A 17,691-nucleotide genomic window follows, 5' to 3' on the forward strand; every position below is an offset into this window, starting at 1 on the left:
GGTGCTTGCCCAGGGGCCCTGCGCACAACCTCGTCAACGCGCATTCAGTGCTCGGCGGGCCGAGTTGATGAGGTTATGGGCGTCGGCCCCGTGCACCGCCGACTCGCTGAGGGTCTTCCAGACCTTCTTGTACAGGGTGATGTTGTCGGCGTCGTCCAGCCACAGTTCGGCGTGCCAGTCCTCGGCGACGACCAGCCGGTCGTCGAGCACCCAGAAGCCGTTGGCAGGCACGATCTTGACGGACGCGGTGAAGGGGATGACACCCAGCTCGACCGTGTCCATACCGATCATGCCGTTGAGGCGGTCGAGTTGGCTCGCCAGTACCGAGGGCGGGCAGATCAGCGACCGGAGCGCGGCCTCCCATATCAACACGTGCAGCGTGCGGCCGGACCGGTACAGCCATTCCTGGCGCTGCACCCGGGAACGGACGGCTGCCTCGATGTCGCCGGGTCCGTCCAGCAGCTCCGCATACCGCTGGATGACGTGCCGGGCGTACTCCGGGGTCTGCAGTAATCCGGCGATCACCGACTCTTCCCAGATCCACATGTCCCTGGTGCGGTCGATCTCGGCACTCAGCCCCTCGTGAAGGGGCTTGAAGCCGGTCGCCAGCGCTCGACGCCATGACCTGATGTGCGACTCGAACCCGGCCAGCCGGGCAGCGAGTTCGGGGTACACCCCCGGCTGCCCGGTCGCGTCGGCCCACGCCCGCAGGTCCTCGGGGGTGGCCGTCTGCTTGCCGTTCTCCAGCTTGCTGACCTTGGAGCCCGGCCAGCCGAGCCGCTGCGCGAGCTGCTGACCGGTGAGCCGACCACCGGGGCACGTGAAACGGAGTTCGCGCAGCCGCGCCCCCAACGCCGCCCGTGCCTGCTGGTAGTCGGTGCTCACCGGTCACGTGCTATTCGGTGGTGGCCACCTGTGCGGCGAACTGCTCGCGCGGGATCGCGTGGTGCATCGCGGCGTCGCGCGCGATGGCGTACCGCACGACCTCAGCCGGTTCGGTGATCAGCTCGATGTCGAGCAGGTTGTCCTCGTCATCGAAGTGCAGCAGGGCGACCAGCCGTGAATCGAAGATCCAGAAGTCCTCGCCGGGCAGGCCGGCCCGCGCGGCGTCCTCGCGCCACAGGTACCGGATGTCCTCGCCGAAGGTGGCGTTGTGCCGGGCGTAGTCGAGCAGGAACAGCTGTTCCGTGGTGGGCGGGTTGTCGGCGACACGTACACGGCCGACTGTCTTTCCGGCGTCCGTCTGGGCCTTGATATTGAGGAACCAGGGTTCGTCGGGGTCGCAGGGTGCCGAGCCGGTGGCCAGGAACGCCTGGAAGTCGGGGTCCTGGCGGTCCGACGCGTAACCGCGCCGCGTCTCCAGCCGCCAGGCGGTGTGCTCGAAGGTCTCGAACAGGCGGCGGAAGGTGGCCCGGTCCACGAGTTCCGGCACTCGCTCCATCTCCTTCGGCCCCCAGTTCACAAGCAGTTCGCGCGGCACGGCCACCGCTGCCTCGTCGACTCCGAAGTGCCGGAGCTGTGCGAGGTCTTCGGGGTCGGTGACGGGCGTGCCCTGAACGATGATCTCGCCGGTGCCTTCGTCCGTGTGCAGGGCGGGGCAACCGTCGACCTTGCTGTCCGTGCCGGTGAAGCGCAACCGACGAACCATGGACGCTCTCCCTTCCTCGGGGTGTTGACCCCCTCAGCATGGTCGGGGGGCCTGCCAGGCACTACAGAGCCGGGCAGGGTTCAGGAGAAAACTCCCGCAATCTTGGGCGAGCAGCGAGCAAATCTCCTGCACGTCTCCGACGCCGTACGGCAGCACCTTTGCAGGGGGCCGGTGGTCGCGGACCGGTACGCCTCCTCGGTCATGGCCTGCCACGCCGCTGTCAACCAAGTGGGCCTGGATCAGGTGCGCGAGCTGATCGCCCCGTTCCTGCCCTACCTGGTGGCGCCGGACGTCACCTTCTACCTCATCAGTTCCGACAACTCGTTGAAGGAGCGGATGAGCACCAAGACGGACGTGAAGCAGGACGACACCGACCTGTACGACGTCCCTGGCCGCCTTGCCCGGCTCCGGGAGAACTTCCAGTCCGTCGCCGAGACCGATCCGAGCATGGTCGTTCTCCCCACCGACGGCCGCAGCCCGGACGACCTGGCCGACATCATCGTCAAGCACCTGGAGGGCAGGCGTGCTCAACCCGATCGACACCGACGCCGTCATCCGTGACGGCCGCGTCGCCGGCGCGTTCCCGGACGAGATCCACGAGGGCGTCGCCTGGTGGGTCGCCGCCTGCTTCGTCGTGATCAGCCGGGCTCGGCAGATGGCCGTGGCCCACGACAGCCACCCCACGACGGCCGAGTTCCACCAGCGGTTCTGCCGCGGGGCCATCAACGCCGAGCACTTCGGCTGCCAGGTCTCCAGCCTCGGCACGGCCGACGAAGCCCAGCTCCTGCACGCCATGAAACAACTCGGGGGCGTCCCCGGCGCCCTGCTGACCACGACCGACGGCGGTGGGCGGCGGACCGTCACGATCCGCCTCTACGACGCGGACGGCCAGACGACACCGAGGAGACCGGCCTCGCCAGAGTGCGGCAGATGATCGCCTCTGACCGTGTCCCCCTCCCGGTGAACGAGCAGGCCAAGGGCCGCATCACCGAACGTCGAGATCTGGTGGAGGCACTGTGATCGACGCTGCCGAGGTCATCCGAAGCGGCACCAGCATCCTGTTCGTCACCCTGGACTCCCTGCGCTATGACGTCGCCCGTGCGGCCCTGCACGCCGGGCAGACCCCGCGTCTGGCGAAGATCCTGCCGGGCGGGGCGTGGGAGGAACGCCGCACCCCTGGCACGTTCACCCTCCCCGCGCACATCGCGTTCTTCTCCGGTTTCCTGCCCAAGCTCCCGCAGCCCGTACAGCCGCCGCGGCTGTGGGAGTGCCGCCCGCCCGCGGTCAAGACGGTCGACGCGGGCACGTTCGTCTTCGACGCGTCGAACCTCCTCACCGGGCTTGCCCAGCACGACTACCGCACCGTGTGCATCGGCGGCGTGACCTACTTCTCGCGGGAGACACCGCTCGGGTCGGTGCTGCCCGACATGTTCGACGAGGACCACTGGCGGCCCGAGTTCTGCTCCCCGGAGCCCGACTCCACCCGCCACCAGGTCGACCGTGCCCTGACCGTCGCCGAGCAGTACGCCAACCGGCCGCTGTTCCTGTTCGTCAACGTCTCCGCCACCCACGTCCCCCACGGCCACTACATCGGCGACAGTGGCGACTCCTGGCAGTCCCAGGCCGCCGCACTCGCCTACGCGGACGAACACCTCGGCCGCCTGGTCGACGGGCTCACCGGCAGGAAGAGATGGCTGATCATCATGTGCGCCGACCACGGTGACGCCTTCGGCGAGGACGGCTACCACGGCCGTGGCATCGCTCACCCGACCGTGCTGAACGTGCCGTTCGCGGCCTGGCTGTCAGCGTAGGTGGCTACGCTCCCCGGCCATGAGCGACACATCCCGACGAGGGGCCGTGCGCGACGCCTCCGTCATCGTGGCCCGAGACGCGGACGGCACGGTCGCCGTCCTGACCGCCGAGTTCCCCCAGCACGGCGGCGAGTACGTGTTCCTGCCCGGAGGACGCCGGGAGGACGGCGAGACACCGGAAGAGTGCGCGCGGCGCGAGCTGCGCGAGGAAGCCGGCGTCACCGCCCAGACCTGGCAGGCCCTCGGCTCGTACGCCATCACCCTCAACTCCACTGCCCGAATCCACCTCTTCCTGGCAGAGGGCCTCACCTGCGGCCCGCAGCAGCTCACGCCCAGTGAAGAGAGTTTCAAGCTCATGTGGTGGCCGATGCCTGACGCGATCCGGGCCGCCACCGAGGGACGCTTCCTGCTTCAGGGGGGACCGCTGGCGCTGCTGCTCGCCCAGCAGGTCATCACAGCCTGAGAGGAGTCCATCCCCGGGCGCCGAGGGGTTGTACTGCCGGGGGCCGGGGCGCGGCGGGCCGGACTCGGTGCGCCGCCCGGCCGTCGGCCGGCCCCCACCTGTGTGGTGGGCCCTCTGCGACGCGTACAACGAGGGCCGCTACAAGCACCACGCCCCGTTCATCCAGCGCCGCCGTGACGGTCTGTGCCTGCGCACAGCGGACTTCCTGAAGTCCATCGACTTCGACATCGACGAGGAGCTGTGGGCGGTCGACGGCACGGACTGCTCGCCGTGCGACAACAAGGTCCCCGACAGCCACTGAGCGGCCCTACCCTGGCCCCTGCCCTCGGCCCCGGAGGACAGGGGCCAGCCCCTGTGAAGAGGAATCGACTTGCCCGCACAACACGACATCGCCGCTGAGACGGAGCTGTGGGACACTTTCGCCGCTTCCGCCTTCAAGGACGACGCGGAGCCGAGTTTCTGCTGGACCCAATACGCCGGTCACGGACCTGGCCCGGAGCTGCTGGGCAACCCGCGTTCCGTCCTGGAGATCGGCTGTGGCACCGGCCGCGCCCTGGCCCACCTCGCTGAGCGCGGCATCGCCGCTCGCGGCGTGGACCTGTCTCCCGTCATGGTCGAGAAGACCACCACGAAGTGGGCAGGCACCGGAGCGGAGTTCGTGTGCTCCGAGGTGCTGGAGTACCTGAGCGATCACGAGGGCGGGTACGACGCCGTCTACTCGATCTTCGGAGCCGCCTGGTTCACCGACCCGGGCCGTCTCTTCCCCCTGGTCCGCCGAAGGCTCCGGCCCGGCGGCGTCTTCGTGTTCTCGCAGCCGCCGGCCATTCCGGGTGCGTACGGGCCACAGGGCATGTACAAGGGAGGCTTCGCCGGAAAAGCGATGTTCACCTACCGCTACAGCTATCGCCCGGCTGTGTGGGAGCGCCTGCTCACGCGGGCCGGATTCGCCACAGCCGACGCGCGGGTCCTTGACGCTCCTCACCCTGGACACATCGGGACGCTACTCGTACGCGGAGTCGTTCCCTGAGGGACCCTTGTGAGACGGCCGACTCCCGGCGGAGGTCGCCTTCCCGGGAGTCGATCGACATCGCGAGGGAAGTCGGCCCACGCGTCAGCGTCACTCACAAGATGAGGCTTCAACGGACTTGCAGAGTTGAACCCTTGGGATGCGGAGCTACTGTACGTTCTTGCCATGAAGCAGGGTAAAGAGGTCGAGAACCCCGAGTCGCGTTTCTTCGCGCTGTTGCTGGCGGCAGCGAAGCTTCCGGGAGTGCGCATCAACAGGGAGGCGTATCTCCGAAGTGCGCTGTCTCGCCGCTGCTCCGAGGACGACATCCGCCGGGCGGTAGAGGAGACCCCCGCCGCGGCGGGCATCCCTGGCGAGGTTCTCGACAGGGTGGCCAACGACTCCATCCGCTATGAGACGGCGAAGGTCAGTGCACTCTCCGCGGCTGCCGGGATTCCCGGCATCATGGCCCTTCCCGCTACGGTGCCCGCCGACACGGCACAGTACGTCGGCCACATGCTGCGCATCGCGCAGAAACTCGCCTACCTCTACAGCTGGCCCGATCTGTTCTCCGACGAGGGTGATGACGTCGATGACGCCACCAAGGGAGTGCTCACGCTGTTCTTCGGCGTGATGTTCGGTACCAAGTCAGCGAACGTCGCGGTGGGGAAGGTCGCCGGGATGATGGCGGAGCAGGTCGCCAAGAAGCTGCCGCAGAAGGCACTCACCCATGGTGTCGTCTACCCGATGGTGAAGAGAGTGGCGGGCTACCTCGGTGTCAGGATGACGACGCAGTCCTTCGCGACGACCGTCTCGAAGGCCATCCCCCTCGTAGGGGCCGCTGTCTCCGGCGGGCTCACCCTCGCTACCTACCTACCCATGGCCAAGAGGCTGAAGAGGCACCTCGCCGGCCTGCCGCTGGCGCAACCGTCGGGCCGGGTGATGGAAGGGGAAGTCGTGGAAGACCAGGCGCCTTTCCCCACACCCCGTGCTGAACAGCACGGCGCAGAGGTCACCGAAGTCGAGCTGGAGGAACCTCAGCCTTGATGCCGCAAACGCACCCCCGAGTGCCGAAGGGCGCCCGATGCGACGGGTGTTCTCGTCATCGCCGCCGGGGGCGGTGATCTGTGGGCGTGAGGGCTCGTTCGTCCTCCTGCCTCGCTGGTCACCGCGAACCGCGAGAACCTGCTGGAGCACCGGACACCTGGGGCGGGCCAGGGAGACGATCTCTTGGGCGAAGGAGTCGTGGATTCCCTCACCACGCTCATCAAGCGCATCGAATCCGGCGTTTGGGTCCCGAGTCGGATGTCAAGCTCAGAAATCGTGCCTCTTGGGCTTCCCCCAGGAACTTGTGAAAAAATAGATCCACCAAAGCGGGTTGATGAAGTTAAGCCAATTCATTCTGTTCTTGAGGTGGCGTTCCCAGTAGGCATCCTGCTCTTCCACGGTGCCGATTTTGTGGGGCGGGGCGTATCCGAAGACGGGAACCAGATCTCGAACTGTTGAAGGGCGCCACATGTGGAGAACGTAAACCATCCACGCGCCGTGTGATGCAGAGAGGCCTGAAGGTCTCACGTTAACGCGTGCTCCGTTGCAGCAGAGCAAGATGTTTCTTGACGAGAGTTCTCTTCGCATGGATCGCAAAGCTTCAAAGATGTTGTCGCCGCTCGCCGTCGACTCAACCCTGTTGGGTGATTCGAGGCGAAGAGTCCATGGGCCCTCCCCTTCGACCACTATCTTCCATTGGTTCTCCCGGCCACCTTTTTCGACGCGGATCTTGATTTCTTCAGCCATCGCACGCATATCCCGGGCTCTCGATGATCTCTCCCGTTGGCTTTCCATGATGCCCAGGGGGTGGGCCAGTGCGGTAGCGACGTCATTCTTTCGGGATCGGGACCTGCTGCAGGTGCTGGAGGATGAGGTCGAGATCCGATAGCGCCCTGAAACAAAATTCGTGGTCCTGGGTGTTTACGGAGTGGACAACGTTGGTGAATGCCGGGCTGTCGAGCCCATGTGATTCGCGCAGAATCCGGGTTGGAACCAGGAGCCAATTTCCTCTTGTCCTGTCGAGTGTCCATTCGATTTCTGTTGGCAGTGCTCCTACGGCATCTTCGATGAGGCGTGCGACGTCTTCTTGGGCAGATGTGTAGCGCCACCCCATATACGGTACCTGTGGGTATCCATAAACAGGGTTTTTCTCCGCAGGCAGAGAAAACCAGGAGAGTTCTCCAAACCTGCTGAGTACTTGCATCGCATGCGTACTTCGGGTCGACATGTGAAATCCATTCAAACCGTCAGCAGAGAGGCCTGAATACCTTCCGTCTTGGGTGGTGGGCGGGTCTTCGAATTTGGTGAGAGCGTTGGAGGCGGTGCGGTCCTGGACAGTCGACTGCTTCGGCCGGCGCCCAGCAGATCATATCCTCCAGTTATTGCGGCTCAATCAAAGAGTCGGAGAAGGGGTCTCCTTCGTGGCCCCATCTGAATTCGTAATCTCCGGACGATGTATTGAATTCAGCGCCGACGTCGTTGAAGGGAAGCTTGAACTCTTCACGCAGCCAGAGGTTCATTGCCAGCGCCGAAACTTCGGAGCGGTAGTCGCTCAACGGCGCTTCGATCGAGATGACTTGGATGGTGATTCCGCGAGGAAATCTCTTGGTCAACTCCGGTGCGTTGAAAGCGACGCCGAAGGACAGCCATGCGAGATCTTTCCAGTGCAGTCCACCGGATGGCATGGCTAGGCGTACGTTGCCGTGGATCTGCACGTCCGGGGGGTCTGATTCGGTGGAAGGTCGTGCATGTGCTGTGAGGTCGGCCGCCAGTCCGCCGATATGGCTGCGCAAGCGATACTTGACCGTTCGAGTCATTTCCATGCGGTCAGTTCGACCCTCTACAGGTGTCAATATTCCACTGTTGAGGAAGGTTGGTTCCGCAGAAGACACAAATGAAGTAAGAATCCTTCACAAGATTGGTTTCGAGGCATGCGGGACAACGCCGGAATGTGAAGGTCTCTGTGAAATTATCCGGGTGGCGAATGTTGATCCTTCTGAAGGACTTCCTCACTGGCGACCAAGAGGTGACGTCCGGACAGTAGCCGGTGGAGAGATTGTTTACTCTGCGGACCTCCCACTTGCCGTTCGATCTCCCAAAGGTTACCTCTCCTGCGCCGAGAACCGGCTTCCCCCCTGCGCACGCAACGTGCTCGCTCCGGCGGGGAGCCAGTCCAAGACCACCGACTCTGTGGACCACATAGGTGAACGGCTCACACTGCTCGTCCCGTGAGTTACTGGTGATCCACGAATCCAGCTCGCGGAGCGTGGAAATGGAGGCCCCTGCGGGGATTGAGCAAATATTAAGCTCTTCAGGTCCTACGTATCGATACTCTCGATCTTTCGAATAGTCCATCGAGGCTCCATTTCGGTGACGTGACGCCTTTACTCATCCAATTTCAGTCCCTGTAGAGGGAGAGGGGTTCCGGGGCCCCATGACTGCCAGCCGGGGAAGAATAGGTGTTCGCCGAGGACAGGGCCAAGCGGGCCAATGGAGACGCAGTTGTCAGAAACTCCTGCCAGTTCTCTCAGTAGGTTCTGTATTCCTTGCTCGGCCTGTTGGCCCGGCGACTGGGACCAGCAGTTGATCCAGGCTGCACTGGTTGGGCTTTCAGTCCTTATGCAAACCCAATTTCGGTCGTGCTGCTCGGAATCGCCGTGGATAATTTCTGCAATCAGGGCATGGGGGCCGCCCAGTCGAACCCGTTCCATGTGCTTACCTCCGGATGGCAAATTCTATCAGGATGCTCGGATCCATCTCTCCTGTTCCTATTCTCCGTACAATCTCCGCAGTTCGGTGGTGGCCGCCCGTTATGTGTATCTGTGATCCAGGATATTGGATTGAATCACTGGAGGACCAGTCTCGGAATCCACTAATTGGATCATCGCCCTGAGGGCCGCCGAAGCGAATCAAGTCTTCGTTTGGAAGATTTCTGACTCCCCCATGGCCGACTGTATCGCCGCCAAACATTTGAGCCTCTGTGAGTGGATGGCTTGCTATTCGATTCTCTAGTAGCTCATCGGCTCGAACGTAGAATCTGTCGAGAAGGGAGTGAATTGGCAGGTCGGCGAGATGTGCATTGGGGTAATCGGGCGCGAGCCCGAGATGATCGGTTGAGATGACAGGATTATCGACGTATATGTCGGGATTGGGTGCAGGGGCCAGTCCGAGGGGGTCGCTTGTGAGGTAGCGGGCGGTTTCCGGGTTGTAATGCCGGAAGTAGTTGTAGTGAAGGCCCGTCTCCGGATCGAAGTACTGGCCGGGGAAGCGGAGAGGGGTGTAGGCGGTGCTGTCGGCCGCCCAGGCCGTTGTGCCCCACAGCGTGCTGCGGGTCCGCCACGCGATCTCGCCCTCCTCGTCTACGAGTTCGCTTGGCGTGCCCACCAGGTCCGTGACGATGGCGAAGAAGCGGGAGTCGATCTCCTCTTGGGGAGCGTCCGCCGCCGTTATTCGTTCGGTCTGGGTGATGGGGCGTAGGCCCTGGTGGTCCCAGGTGAGGGTGACCGGGTCGGGCAGGGCCGTGGATGTGGTGGTCTGTTCGCAGAGGGTGGTGCCGTCCCAGGTGAAGACGACGTGCTCGACCACCGTTTCGCCGTCGTCCGCCAAGCGGAGTTTCGCCGTACGGCGGCCCAGCGGGTCATAGGTGTACCGCCAGCGCGTGCCGTCCGGGGTCGTCACGGACGTCAGGCGGTCCTCGGCATCCCACTCGTACCGCCAGGTGTCCGGTTTGCGGGACAGGCGGGTCTTCTGGCGCAGGGTGATGCGGCCCAACGCGTCGTGTTCGTAGCGGACGCCTCCCGCGCGGGTGATGCGGGTGCCTGTGTAGGCGCGGAGGCCGGTGGCCTCCTGACCGGGGTGGTCCGACGGCCAGGACGCCGAGGTCTGGTTGCCAGCCTCGTCGTAGGCGTATGTCTCGGTCCAGTTGGCCGCGTGGACGGCCGTCACTCGGCCTGCCGCGTCGAGGTCGAAGCGGCGGGTACCGGAGAGTCGGTCGTCGATGCCGGTGAGGTTGCCGTCGGCGCGGTAGGTGTACCCGCGGTGTTGGATCGGGCGGCCGGATGCGTCCGTGACCGACTGGGTGGTCAGGCGGCCCACGGGGTCGAATGTGTGCGCCAGGGTGACCGTCTCGCCGATCCGGCGGGTCAGTTCGCGGCCGGCCTCGTCGTAGGTGAAGTCGATGGTGTGGCCCGCGGCTGTCATCCCCGTGCGGCGGCCCGCCGCGTCGTACGTCCAGGTCGTCGTCACGCCGGTCGGCGTCGTGCGGCCTGTTCGACGGCCCAGATCGTCATACGTGTACGTCAGTTCGCGGCCGTCGACCGTCTCCGAGCGCACCCGGCCGAAGCGGTCGCGCAGGATCGTCAGCGTCGTACCGTCCGGGCCCGTCGCCTGGGCGAGTTGGTCCGTCATGTCGTACGCGTACGTCGTGACGTCGCCCCCCGCGTTCTTGCGGAGCAGCCGGCCCAGGGCGTTGCGTTCGAACGACACCACCTGGCCGAGGGCGTTCGTGCGGGACGTCAGGCGGCCCGCCGCGTCGTGTGCGTAGGTGAGGGTGCGGTCGTCGAAGTCCGTCTCGGCGATCAGCGAGCCCGCCGGGTCGTACTCGTAACTCCAGGTCAGACCCTGCGGGTTGGTGACCTTCGTCAGCCGCAGCTCCAGGTCGTACGCGAACTCGTGGCGTACGCCGTCCGGGCCCGTGCGGGCCGTCAGCAGGTCGAAGTGGGTGTACTCGAAGTGGGAGACGCCGCCCATCGGGTCGGTGTGGGTGGTGCAGTTGCCCTCACCGTCGTACGTCCACGACTCCGTGGTGCCGTCGGCGGCCGTGCGGCGGGCGAGGCGGCCTTCCACCGTCCACTCCAGCCGGGTCACCGCACCCGTCGGGTCCGTGAGGGTGACGGGTCTGCCGAAGGGGTCACGTTCGTAGCGGGTGACCGCGCCGAGCGGGTCGGTGATCTCCAGAGGGAGACCGGCGGGGTCGCACCGGACGGTCGTCGTGTGGCCGAGGGGGTCGGTGACGGCGGTCAGGCGGCCCGTGTCGTCGTAGGTGAAGCGGGTGGTGAGGCCTGTGGGGGCGGTCACCGAGGTGCGGTTGCCGCGTTCGTCGTACGTCTGGCGGGTCACCGTGCCGTCCGGGTTGACCACCCGTGTCGGCAGGCCGAGGTCGTTGTACTCGGCCCTCGTCTCGCGGCCGTCCGGGCGTGTGACGACCGTGGGGTTGCCGGACTCGTCGTAGCGGAACGTGGTCGTGTGGCCCAGGGGGTCCGTCAGGGACAGCAGGCGGTTGTAGCGGTCCCGTTCGTAGCGGGTGACCGCGTCCAGGGGGTCGACGTCGGCGACCACCTGCCACGCCTCGTTGATGACGAAGCGGCGGGTGTGGCCCTCGCCGGTCGTGGTGGTCGTGACGCGCAGGCCCGTGTCGGGGTCCGTGTCGTCGTACGAGACGCGCAGGGTCATGTGGCCGTCCGTGCCGCCCTCGGCGATACAGCGGTCCTGGTCGTCGTACTCGTACGAGTAGGCGCGGTCGTTGGTGTCCGTCCAGGAGGTGACGCGGCCGGCCTCGTCGTAGGTGAAGCGGAGGGGGAGGCCGGAGGAGTTGACGACCTCGGTGAGGTTGCCGTCCGTGTAGCCGTAGCGCTTCAGTTCCTGACCGGTCGAGGCCAGGTGGAGGGCGGTGACCCGGTCGGCCTCCGTGGTGACGCGGACGTCGTATCCGGCGCTGGAGACGATGCCGAGCGGGGTGCCTTCGGTGTCGTACTCGAACGTGAGCCAGTTGCCGTTGCGGTCGTCGATCTGTTCGAGGACGGCGAGATCGTCCCGGCGGTCGGTGAAGTGCCAGGTGCGGCGCGTAGCGGGGTCGGTGACCGTGTAGCCGCCGTCCTCGCGGGCCAGGGGCCAGCGGGGGCCGTGGCTCGGGAGGGTCGGGGCGCCCGGCGCGGGGTGGGGATAGCTGAGGAGCAGGCCGTCCTCGGTGATGAAGATGACGCCCTCGGAGTCGATCTCCAGGCGTTGGTCGACGGTGGAGGACCAGGACGGGCCGAACCACTTGCCCAGGTGGTAGCCCGACTCGACGCGGCGCCTGAACACCAGAGGAAGGGCGCCGGGCAGGCTCACGTCTGTCTGGGGGAGGTACATCCGGCCGGTGGCGAAGTCGATCGGGTCGGAGCCCCGCGACTCCACCGCGTCGGGCTGACGCGAGTCCCGGCCGGGACCGTCGCTGACCCTCTCTCGCGCCGAAAGATTCGGCTTCTCTCCCGTCTTGAGCACGTCCTCGGCGGTGTGTCTGAGCGTGCCTTTGATGCCGCCCGTCACCGCCCCGCGCGCTGCCCCCGCCCCCTTGGTTCCGAGGAGGTCGAGGACGACGCGGCCCCCGAATTCGGACGGGTCCTTCTTGGCGGACTGCCAGGCGTCCTTGAGGGCCCGGTCGGGATGGGCGACCGTCGAGGTGAGCCCCGCGAGCGTCATGTTGACGTTCTGGTAGTACTCGGCGGGGTGGGCGAGGTTGTACGGGTCGAGCGCGTTCATGCCGCGGCCGAAGTTGATGATGCCCGCGCCGCCCTTGACCACACCTCCGACGACATGGGTGAGTTCCACGGCCGATGACGCACCCTGGTCGACGAAGTTGGCGGCGAGCTTGAGGGCGGGCGGCAGTTCGGCGGGGGCGTGCTCCAGGGCCGCCTTGACCGAGGCGGTGGCGGAGCGGGCGGCCTCGTTGCGCTGGCGGCGGGCCTCCCTGAGGAGTTCGTGGGCGCGGGCGATGTCCGCCTTGCCCGGGTCGCTGAACTCGGCCGGCTTGGGGCCGGGGTCCTCACCGGCCTTCACCTTCGCGTTGTAGGCGTCGACCTTGGTGTTGTACGCCTCCACCGCCGCCTTGGACGCCTTCATCCCCGCCTTGTAGGCGTCGATGGCGTCCTGGGCCTGACCCTGGGCCCACTTGACCGTGTCCGCGTACGCGTCGAGCGCTTTCGCGGCCTTGTCGCAGGCGTCCGCCGCGTGCAGCCACTTCTTGGGGTGCATGGCGAACTTCTCGCGGAAGGTGTCGGCGGCCTGGCCCTTCCAGTGGGAGGAGTCCAGCTTGCGCATGCCGTCGCCGACCTTGTCGAAGGCCGTGTGGAAGTCCTTGAGGTGCTTGGCGCTCTCCTGGATGCGGCCGACATTCCCGTGGATCAGTTCGTTGGCCTGCTCGGTCTGCCCGAGCTGCTGTTCGCCGGGGGTGGCGCCCAGGGCGGACGCGGTGCCGTCGCCCCAGTCCTCCACCTTGTCCGCGACGCCCCGGAGGCCCATGTCCTCCAAACGCTCACCGGCGTAGTCGGTGCCCGCGTCGATGCCTTCGCCGAGGAGCTTCTTGCCGTCGTCGTACACCTCTTCGGCCTTGCCGACGACCGTGTTGGCGGCGCCCTTGAGCTTGTCGCCCACGCCGTCCGGGATCCAGCCGCCCATCAGCCCGCGTCCCCGCCTCGCTGGTTCTCGTCCGCCCCGGACTGGGCCGCCTGTTCACGCTCCTCGCGCGAGGGGCCGTACCGCTGGTCCAGCCACGCCTCGTACCGCTGGTCGGTCATGCCCATCGACTCCTGCGGGTCGACCGGCCCGTTCTGGAGGACGGGGGACGTCAGCACGTCACGCTGCGCGTCGTTCCAGGCCTGATCGGTGTTCTCCTGGGCCCGCTCCCAGGACTCCGCGCTCCAGTCGGAGGTGGCGAACATGTGGTTGTCGCCGATCTCGCCCCAGGACATCCGGGTGACCTGGTCCTCGGTGAGGTGCGGGTTGCCCATCACGGAGTTCGCCGCGATCTTGAAGGTGCCGTCGATGTACTGCTCGGTCTCGTGGAACGTCCCCGCAGCCAGACCCACCGCGTCCGCGAACCTGCTGCCCTCCAGGATCAGCGCACGGACTCCCCACTCCCAGCGTTCGCAGAAGGTGTCGAGCGCCGACGTCAGTCCGCCGTGTCCCAACTCCAGGCCGGACAGGGCCAGGTCCGAGAAGCCGCGGCCCACGCTCGCCTCGCCGACCATGCCGAGTTCGCGGAGCTCCGACAGGGCCAGGTTGATGCCCTCGGTGATCAGGGACAGGCCCTCCACCTGAAGGTCCTTGCCCTCGCCTCCGCCGCCCCCGCCACCTCCACCGTCGTTCATCGAGTCAACTCCTCCCCGTTCGGGGCGATCCCGTTCATGTCGTTCGCGCCTGCGTCCACGTCCGCGTCCAGTGCCGCCGCGTCCGGCACGATTCCCATGACCGGCGGGAACAGCGCGCCCTGACCCTCGCTGCCTACGTCCAGCGCCACTCCGTACGGCACCGGCATCGCCGGGATCGCCACGTCCAGCAGCCGGGCGCCCAGGACACGGTCGTACGTCCACTCCCGCGCTCCTTCGCCCCTTGCGATGGTGAATCGTGCCAGGGAGGGCTCGTCCGAGAAGGCATAGATCCAGCGGATACCGCCGAATTCCCCGGTGAGCGGGTCGCCGTCAGCTGACAGGGGCACCAGGACCGCCGTACGCCGGAACTCACCGAGCAGAGCGGCGGCTTCGCGCCGCCGACGGCGGTGGTGGATGGCGGCCTGGTCCGTGGCAGGCCGCTCAGGAGCGGCATCCGGAACGCGTTCAGGAGGGGGTGGGGGAGTGGCCTCGGCCGGCCCCGCCGGGGCGGTCGGCTCCAGGTAGTCGTAGATTCTGGACCGGCGCGTACCCTCCGCCGCTCCACCGCCTCCCCCATGATCGGACATGCGCGCGATCATCGCATCGACGCACTGCGAGCTGCAACGCCGAAGTCTTTGCCGCAGGGATGGGTCACTTGCGCCCGGCGCGGTCGGCACGCTGCACGTCGTCGGCTCCGGCCGACGCCCTGGCCGTCGGGACGCGACTGTCGGTCGGCCTGCACCGGACCGGTGGCCACCTCTCCGCCTGGGAGACCGCCTGACGCGTGGCGGACCTCGGACAGTGACCCTTCACGGTCGCGAGCCGGCAACTGTTGGACGCCACCGGTCAGGGCGATGGCGGCCGTGGTGCTCACGGCGGGACGGGAGCGGGTCGTACGGACGGTGCGCGAGGAGGACGAAGTGCGCAGGCGCCGCGAACCCGTCATCGCCTGCGTCGGGGCAGTCCGCCGCGCGCGCAGTGTGGCAGTGTGCGGGCTCGCGCGTCGTCACGTCACCCGCCGACGCCCCCGCGCCATGCCCGGGTTGCCGGAGTGAGCCGGACGAGTTCGTCCGGGACTGGGCGCACGCGCCGTGAGGCCCACCGTGTGAAGACGGCGCATGATCCTTCAACTGGCCGCGCTTGTCGGTTGGTTGGGATGGTGATTGGATCACGCTGTGGGTTGCTTACATGCTTCGACGTGTCCTCTCTTCCCCCATCTCAACCAGAGCCTGGCGGGCTGGCGCACCTACTACTGCGACAACGAGGACAACTGGCGCGGTTGTGCGCGCTACCAGGTGTCACTCACCGGTGAGCGGGTGCCGATCACCCTGCTGCCCAACGGACGGCACGCCCGATATCTGGCGCCGAGTCCCGCGCCCACCGCTTCCGAGAGGCGCGGTCCTGGCCCCGCCGAACAGCCGTCCGCGGCCCCCGACGAGCCCGAACGGGGCTGGTGGGCCCGGTTGGCCGAGTGGATGAAAGGCAACGCATGACCGCTTACTGGCCCTGGTGGGCGGGTGCTGTCGGACTCGCCGTACTGACCATCGGCTACACCCTCGCCGCCGACCGGCCCTTCGGGGTGTCGGGGGCGTGGGAGCGAGTGCTGCACTGGCGGCGTGAAGCCGAACTGGAGCGGAAGGAGGCGGAGTTCACCGACGAACGAGCTCTTGTCGCCGCTCTCGGTGCGGCCACCGCCGAACACTTCGGCACCGTGCCCGCCGCGCCCGTGCCGGCCGGGCCCGTGGCCGCCCAGCCCGTGCCCGCCGCGTCCCCGGAGCCGTCCGACGCACCGGCCAGGGACGGACGCCGCCGAGGCGCGCACCCGCGTCCCGCTCCGCTGGTCACCCAGGCCGTCCTGTTGGTCTCGATCTTCGTGGGCGGACTGATCGCCGCCGTCACCTCCGGGCAGTTCCACGTCCGCTCCGACATGGGCGCGGGCTACCGGCATCTGGTGACCGGCAACCCGGTCGCCATGGTCGCCCTGCTCTTCGTGGGAGGCGTGCTGGTCGGCTTCGGCACCCGGCTGGCCGGTGGCTGCGTTTCGGGGCACGGGCTCAACGGCTGCGGTCGGCTCAGCCCCGTCAGTCTCGTCGCGACGGCCACGTTCTTCGGTACCGCCGTCGCGGTGTCGTTCCTCCTGTGGAAGGTGATCTGATGCGTAGCCGTGGCGGAGTCCTGCTCGCCAACCTCCTCACGGGGCTCGCTCTCGGCTTCACCGTGACCCGTATCGGGTTCGGTGACTACGCCGAGCTGAACCGCATGCTCACCTTCCAGGACTCGCGGATGCTCCTCGCCGTCTTCGGCGCCATCGTGATCATCGCGAGCGTGTTCGCCCTGCTGCGGGTGCGCCGGGGGGCGGGGCGCCTCCACGCAGGCGTCGTCCCGGGCGCGGTCCTGTTCGGCATCGGCTGGGCGATCTCCGGTGGATGCCCCGCGATCCCCCTCATTCAGGTCGCCAGTGGTTACCTGCCCGCCTTGGTCACCATCGCGGGCATCGTCGTCGGGGTCAGGCTGTGCCGCTGGGGCAGTGGCCGGTTCTTCCGTGTCGACAGAGGCTCCTGCGGAGGGTGAGCGGCAGGGCCCGGAGCGGGTCCTCACGGCGTCGGCCTCCGCCGGGAGCAGGGCGGTGCTCGGCGTTCGGCGTTCGGCGTTCGGCGTTCGGACGACCGTAGGATTGGCATGTCGCACTTGTCACCGCCTACCCGTGTTTCCGGATTTCCCCCTACGATCTGCACCCGTGGACGCCCTCGGACCGGGGTGGCGAAGCCGCACCACGTGGGTCGAGCCGGTGTCCCCCGGGCTGGTACGGGGGAGGAGGGCGGCAACGGAAGGAAACGACGTGCGAAGGGGGACGGGACGTGCTCGGCTCAGAGCTTCACGACGACCACGCGGTCGGCGCACAGCCTGCGCAGGTCGTCCTCGTCCGACGTGAACACGGTGACCGGGCCGGGCTGCCGCAGGGCGACGGCGGCGAGGGCCGCGTCGATGGCGTACTTGTGGCCGTGCAGACCCGTCTCCTTGAGAAGGCCGGTGGCTTCCTTGCCGATTTCCTCCGTCACCGGCTCGACACGGATCTTGGAGAGAGCCCAGTGCCACTTGGGGTGGGAGCGGGTGGGGTCGTAAGCCTCGATGAGCGTCATCGAGGTGGTGACGACCGGGATGCCGGCATCGTCGGCGTGCCTCAGGTAGGCGCCCATGCGACGCTCCCCGCGCACCCACCGCGAAAGTCCTTCGCTGTCGAGTACGTAGACCCGGTTTCCGGTCATGCGGCATCTCGCTTGTGCTTGTGCGGCTGCTCACGTACCTCGCGGGCGCGGGTCCGCTCGGCGTGCTGCCGCTCCAGGTCGCGATGCTCGGCCTCGACCTCGGCCAGTTCCGCCTCGGCGATCTCCCCGTACTCGGACTCCCACCACTGCACGGCCTCGTGCAGCCGCTCCTGCTCCCGTCGGCGCTCTATGGCCTGCGTGACATAGCGGCTGAACCCGCCGGGGCCGACCTCGGCCCGGATGGCCTCGGCGAGCTCCTCGGGAAGCGTCACGGTGTACTTCTTGGTTGCCATACCGTCGACCATACCGAGAGCCTGATCGGGC

19 protein-coding genes and 1 pseudogene are annotated in these 17,691 nt (G+C 67.1%); 10 read left to right on the plus strand and 10 right to left on the minus strand.

Features of this window, described 5'->3' with window-relative positions; genetic code table 11:
* Positions 1-33: 33 nt before the first annotated feature.
* Both P8T65_RS34035 and P8T65_RS34040 read right to left on the minus strand, forming a co-directional pair.
* Positions 34-885, minus strand: coding sequence for a helix-turn-helix transcriptional regulator (locus P8T65_RS34035; protein WP_316729020.1), 852 nt, complete (start codon positions 883-885; stop codon positions 34-36).
* Between the two features lie 10 nt (positions 886-895).
* Positions 896-1,648 (minus strand): DUF6879 family protein, encoded by a 753-nt coding sequence (locus P8T65_RS34040; RefSeq protein ID WP_316729021.1) that lies wholly within the window; start codon positions 1,646-1,648, stop codon positions 896-898.
* Positions 1,649-1,750: 102 nt separating this feature from the next.
* On the opposite strand from P8T65_RS34040, the gene P8T65_RS34045 reads away from it, so the two are divergent.
* The 7 genes and pseudogenes from P8T65_RS34045 to P8T65_RS34075 all read left to right on the plus strand — a co-directional run bounded on the left by P8T65_RS34045 (position 1,751) and on the right by P8T65_RS34075 (position 5,975).
* Complete coding sequence (locus P8T65_RS34045; protein ID WP_316729022.1) at positions 1,751-2,209, plus strand: thymidylate kinase; 459 nt, start codon at positions 1,751-1,753, stop codon at positions 2,207-2,209.
* Positions 2,172-2,582 carry a hypothetical protein gene (locus P8T65_RS34050; RefSeq protein WP_316729023.1) on the plus strand — a complete coding sequence of 137 codons (411 nt, stop codon included), beginning with the start codon at positions 2,172-2,174 and terminating at the stop codon, positions 2,580-2,582. The genes P8T65_RS34045 and P8T65_RS34050 overlap by 38 nt, the downstream gene beginning before the upstream one ends.
* Before the next feature lie 82 nt (positions 2,583-2,664).
* Positions 2,665-3,459, plus strand: coding sequence for an STM4013/SEN3800 family hydrolase (locus P8T65_RS34055; protein ID WP_316729024.1), 795 nt, complete (start codon positions 2,665-2,667; stop codon positions 3,457-3,459).
* A 19-nt stretch (positions 3,460-3,478) separates the two neighbouring features.
* Positions 3,479-3,922 carry an NUDIX hydrolase gene (locus P8T65_RS34060; protein WP_316729025.1) on the plus strand — a complete coding sequence of 148 codons (444 nt, stop codon included), beginning with the start codon at positions 3,479-3,481 and terminating at the stop codon, positions 3,920-3,922.
* Between the two features lie 97 nt (positions 3,923-4,019).
* A pseudogene (locus P8T65_RS34065) lies at positions 4,020-4,223 on the plus strand (hypothetical protein); the annotation flags it as partial.
* Positions 4,224-4,292: 69 nt separating this feature from the next.
* Positions 4,293-4,949 (plus strand): class I SAM-dependent methyltransferase, encoded by a 657-nt coding sequence (locus tag P8T65_RS34070; protein WP_316729026.1) that lies wholly within the window; start codon positions 4,293-4,295, stop codon positions 4,947-4,949.
* A gap of 165 nt (positions 4,950-5,114) precedes the next feature.
* Positions 5,115-5,975 (plus strand): hypothetical protein, encoded by an 861-nt coding sequence (locus tag P8T65_RS34075; RefSeq protein ID WP_316729027.1) that lies wholly within the window; start codon positions 5,115-5,117, stop codon positions 5,973-5,975.
* Between the two features lie 267 nt (positions 5,976-6,242).
* Here P8T65_RS34075 and P8T65_RS34080 read toward each other — a convergent pair whose 3' ends face one another.
* The 6 genes from P8T65_RS34080 to P8T65_RS34105 form a co-directional block, all read right to left on the minus strand.
* On the minus strand, positions 6,243-6,722 hold the full coding sequence (locus P8T65_RS34080) for a hypothetical protein (protein WP_316729028.1): 480 nt from the start codon (positions 6,720-6,722) through the stop codon (positions 6,243-6,245).
* A gap of 82 nt (positions 6,723-6,804) precedes the next feature.
* The gene (locus P8T65_RS34085; protein WP_316729029.1) at positions 6,805-7,203 is read right to left on the minus strand and encodes a hypothetical protein; all 399 of its coding nucleotides are present in this window, start codon (positions 7,201-7,203) and stop codon (positions 6,805-6,807) included.
* Between the two features lie 151 nt (positions 7,204-7,354).
* Entirely contained in the window at positions 7,355-7,798 is a 444-nt protein-coding gene (locus tag P8T65_RS34090) for a hypothetical protein (RefSeq protein ID WP_316729030.1), read from the minus strand.
* Positions 7,799-8,690: 892 nt separating this feature from the next.
* On the minus strand, positions 8,691-13,409 hold the full coding sequence (locus P8T65_RS34095; RefSeq protein WP_316729031.1) for a putative T7SS-secreted protein: 4,719 nt from the start codon (positions 13,407-13,409) through the stop codon (positions 8,691-8,693).
* On the minus strand, positions 13,409-14,101 hold the full coding sequence (locus P8T65_RS34100; protein WP_316729032.1) for a hypothetical protein: 693 nt from the start codon (positions 14,099-14,101) through the stop codon (positions 13,409-13,411). Before P8T65_RS34100 ends, P8T65_RS34095 begins: the two co-directional genes overlap by 1 nt.
* Positions 14,098-14,688, minus strand: a complete 591-nt coding sequence (locus tag P8T65_RS34105) for a hypothetical protein (RefSeq protein ID WP_316729033.1) — start codon at positions 14,686-14,688, stop codon at positions 14,098-14,100. The genes P8T65_RS34100 and P8T65_RS34105 overlap by 4 nt, the downstream gene beginning before the upstream one ends.
* 588 nt (positions 14,689-15,276) lie before the next feature.
* Between P8T65_RS34105 and P8T65_RS34110 the strand changes: the two genes are divergently transcribed.
* The 3 genes from P8T65_RS34110 to P8T65_RS34120 are packed head-to-tail and all read left to right on the plus strand — an operon-like array spanning position 15,277 to position 16,672.
* Complete coding sequence (locus tag P8T65_RS34110; protein ID WP_316729034.1) at positions 15,277-15,594, plus strand: hypothetical protein; 318 nt, start codon at positions 15,277-15,279, stop codon at positions 15,592-15,594.
* Positions 15,591-16,256 (plus strand): YeeE/YedE thiosulfate transporter family protein, encoded by a 666-nt coding sequence (locus tag P8T65_RS34115; protein WP_316729035.1) that lies wholly within the window; start codon positions 15,591-15,593, stop codon positions 16,254-16,256. Before P8T65_RS34110 ends, P8T65_RS34115 begins: the two co-directional genes overlap by 4 nt.
* Positions 16,256-16,672 (plus strand): YeeE/YedE thiosulfate transporter family protein, encoded by a 417-nt coding sequence (locus P8T65_RS34120; protein WP_316729036.1) that lies wholly within the window; start codon positions 16,256-16,258, stop codon positions 16,670-16,672. The genes P8T65_RS34115 and P8T65_RS34120 overlap by 1 nt, the downstream gene beginning before the upstream one ends.
* A gap of 296 nt (positions 16,673-16,968) precedes the next feature.
* Here P8T65_RS34120 and P8T65_RS34125 read toward each other — a convergent pair whose 3' ends face one another.
* On the minus strand, positions 16,969-17,367 hold the full coding sequence (locus P8T65_RS34125) for a hypothetical protein (RefSeq protein WP_316729037.1): 399 nt from the start codon (positions 17,365-17,367) through the stop codon (positions 16,969-16,971).
* Positions 17,364-17,660, minus strand: coding sequence for a hypothetical protein (locus P8T65_RS34130; protein WP_316729038.1), 297 nt, complete (start codon positions 17,658-17,660; stop codon positions 17,364-17,366). The genes P8T65_RS34125 and P8T65_RS34130 overlap by 4 nt, the downstream gene beginning before the upstream one ends.
* Positions 17,661-17,691: the final 31 nt, after the last annotated feature.

This window comes from Streptomyces sp. 11x1 (assembly GCF_032598905.1).
Lineage (GTDB): Bacteria > Actinomycetota > Actinomycetes > Streptomycetales > Streptomycetaceae > Streptomyces.

Excerpts from the sequence above, each read along its gene's own strand:
- P8T65_RS34040 (WP_316729021.1), bottom strand. The coding sequence starts at position 1,648 with ATGGTTCGTCGGTTGCGCTTCACCGGCACGGACAGCAAGGTCGACGGT.
- P8T65_RS34060 (WP_316729025.1), top strand. The coding sequence starts at position 3,479 with ATGAGCGACACATCCCGACGAGGGGCCGTGCGCGACGCCTCCGTCATC.
- P8T65_RS34075 (WP_316729027.1), top strand. The coding sequence starts at position 5,115 with ATGAAGCAGGGTAAAGAGGTCGAGAACCCCGAGTCGCGTTTCTTCGCG.
- P8T65_RS34080 (WP_316729028.1), bottom strand. The coding sequence starts at position 6,722 with ATGGCTGAAGAAATCAAGATCCGCGTCGAAAAAGGTGGCCGGGAGAAC.
- P8T65_RS34085 (WP_316729029.1), bottom strand. The coding sequence starts at position 7,203 with ATGTCGACCCGAAGTACGCATGCGATGCAAGTACTCAGCAGGTTTGGA.
- P8T65_RS34090 (WP_316729030.1), bottom strand. The coding sequence starts at position 7,798 with ATGGAAATGACTCGAACGGTCAAGTATCGCTTGCGCAGCCATATCGGC.
- P8T65_RS34095 (WP_316729031.1), bottom strand. The coding sequence starts at position 13,409 with ATGGGCGGCTGGATCCCGGACGGCGTGGGCGACAAGCTCAAGGGCGCC.
- P8T65_RS34100 (WP_316729032.1), bottom strand. The coding sequence starts at position 14,101 with ATGAACGACGGTGGAGGTGGCGGGGGCGGCGGAGGCGAGGGCAAGGAC.
- P8T65_RS34105 (WP_316729033.1), bottom strand. The coding sequence starts at position 14,688 with ATGTCCGATCATGGGGGAGGCGGTGGAGCGGCGGAGGGTACGCGCCGG.
- P8T65_RS34115 (WP_316729035.1), top strand. The coding sequence starts at position 15,591 with ATGACCGCTTACTGGCCCTGGTGGGCGGGTGCTGTCGGACTCGCCGTA.
- P8T65_RS34120 (WP_316729036.1), top strand. The coding sequence starts at position 16,256 with ATGCGTAGCCGTGGCGGAGTCCTGCTCGCCAACCTCCTCACGGGGCTC.
- P8T65_RS34125 (WP_316729037.1), bottom strand. The coding sequence starts at position 17,367 with ATGACCGGAAACCGGGTCTACGTACTCGACAGCGAAGGACTTTCGCGG.
- P8T65_RS34130 (WP_316729038.1), bottom strand. The coding sequence starts at position 17,660 with ATGGCAACCAAGAAGTACACCGTGACGCTTCCCGAGGAGCTCGCCGAG.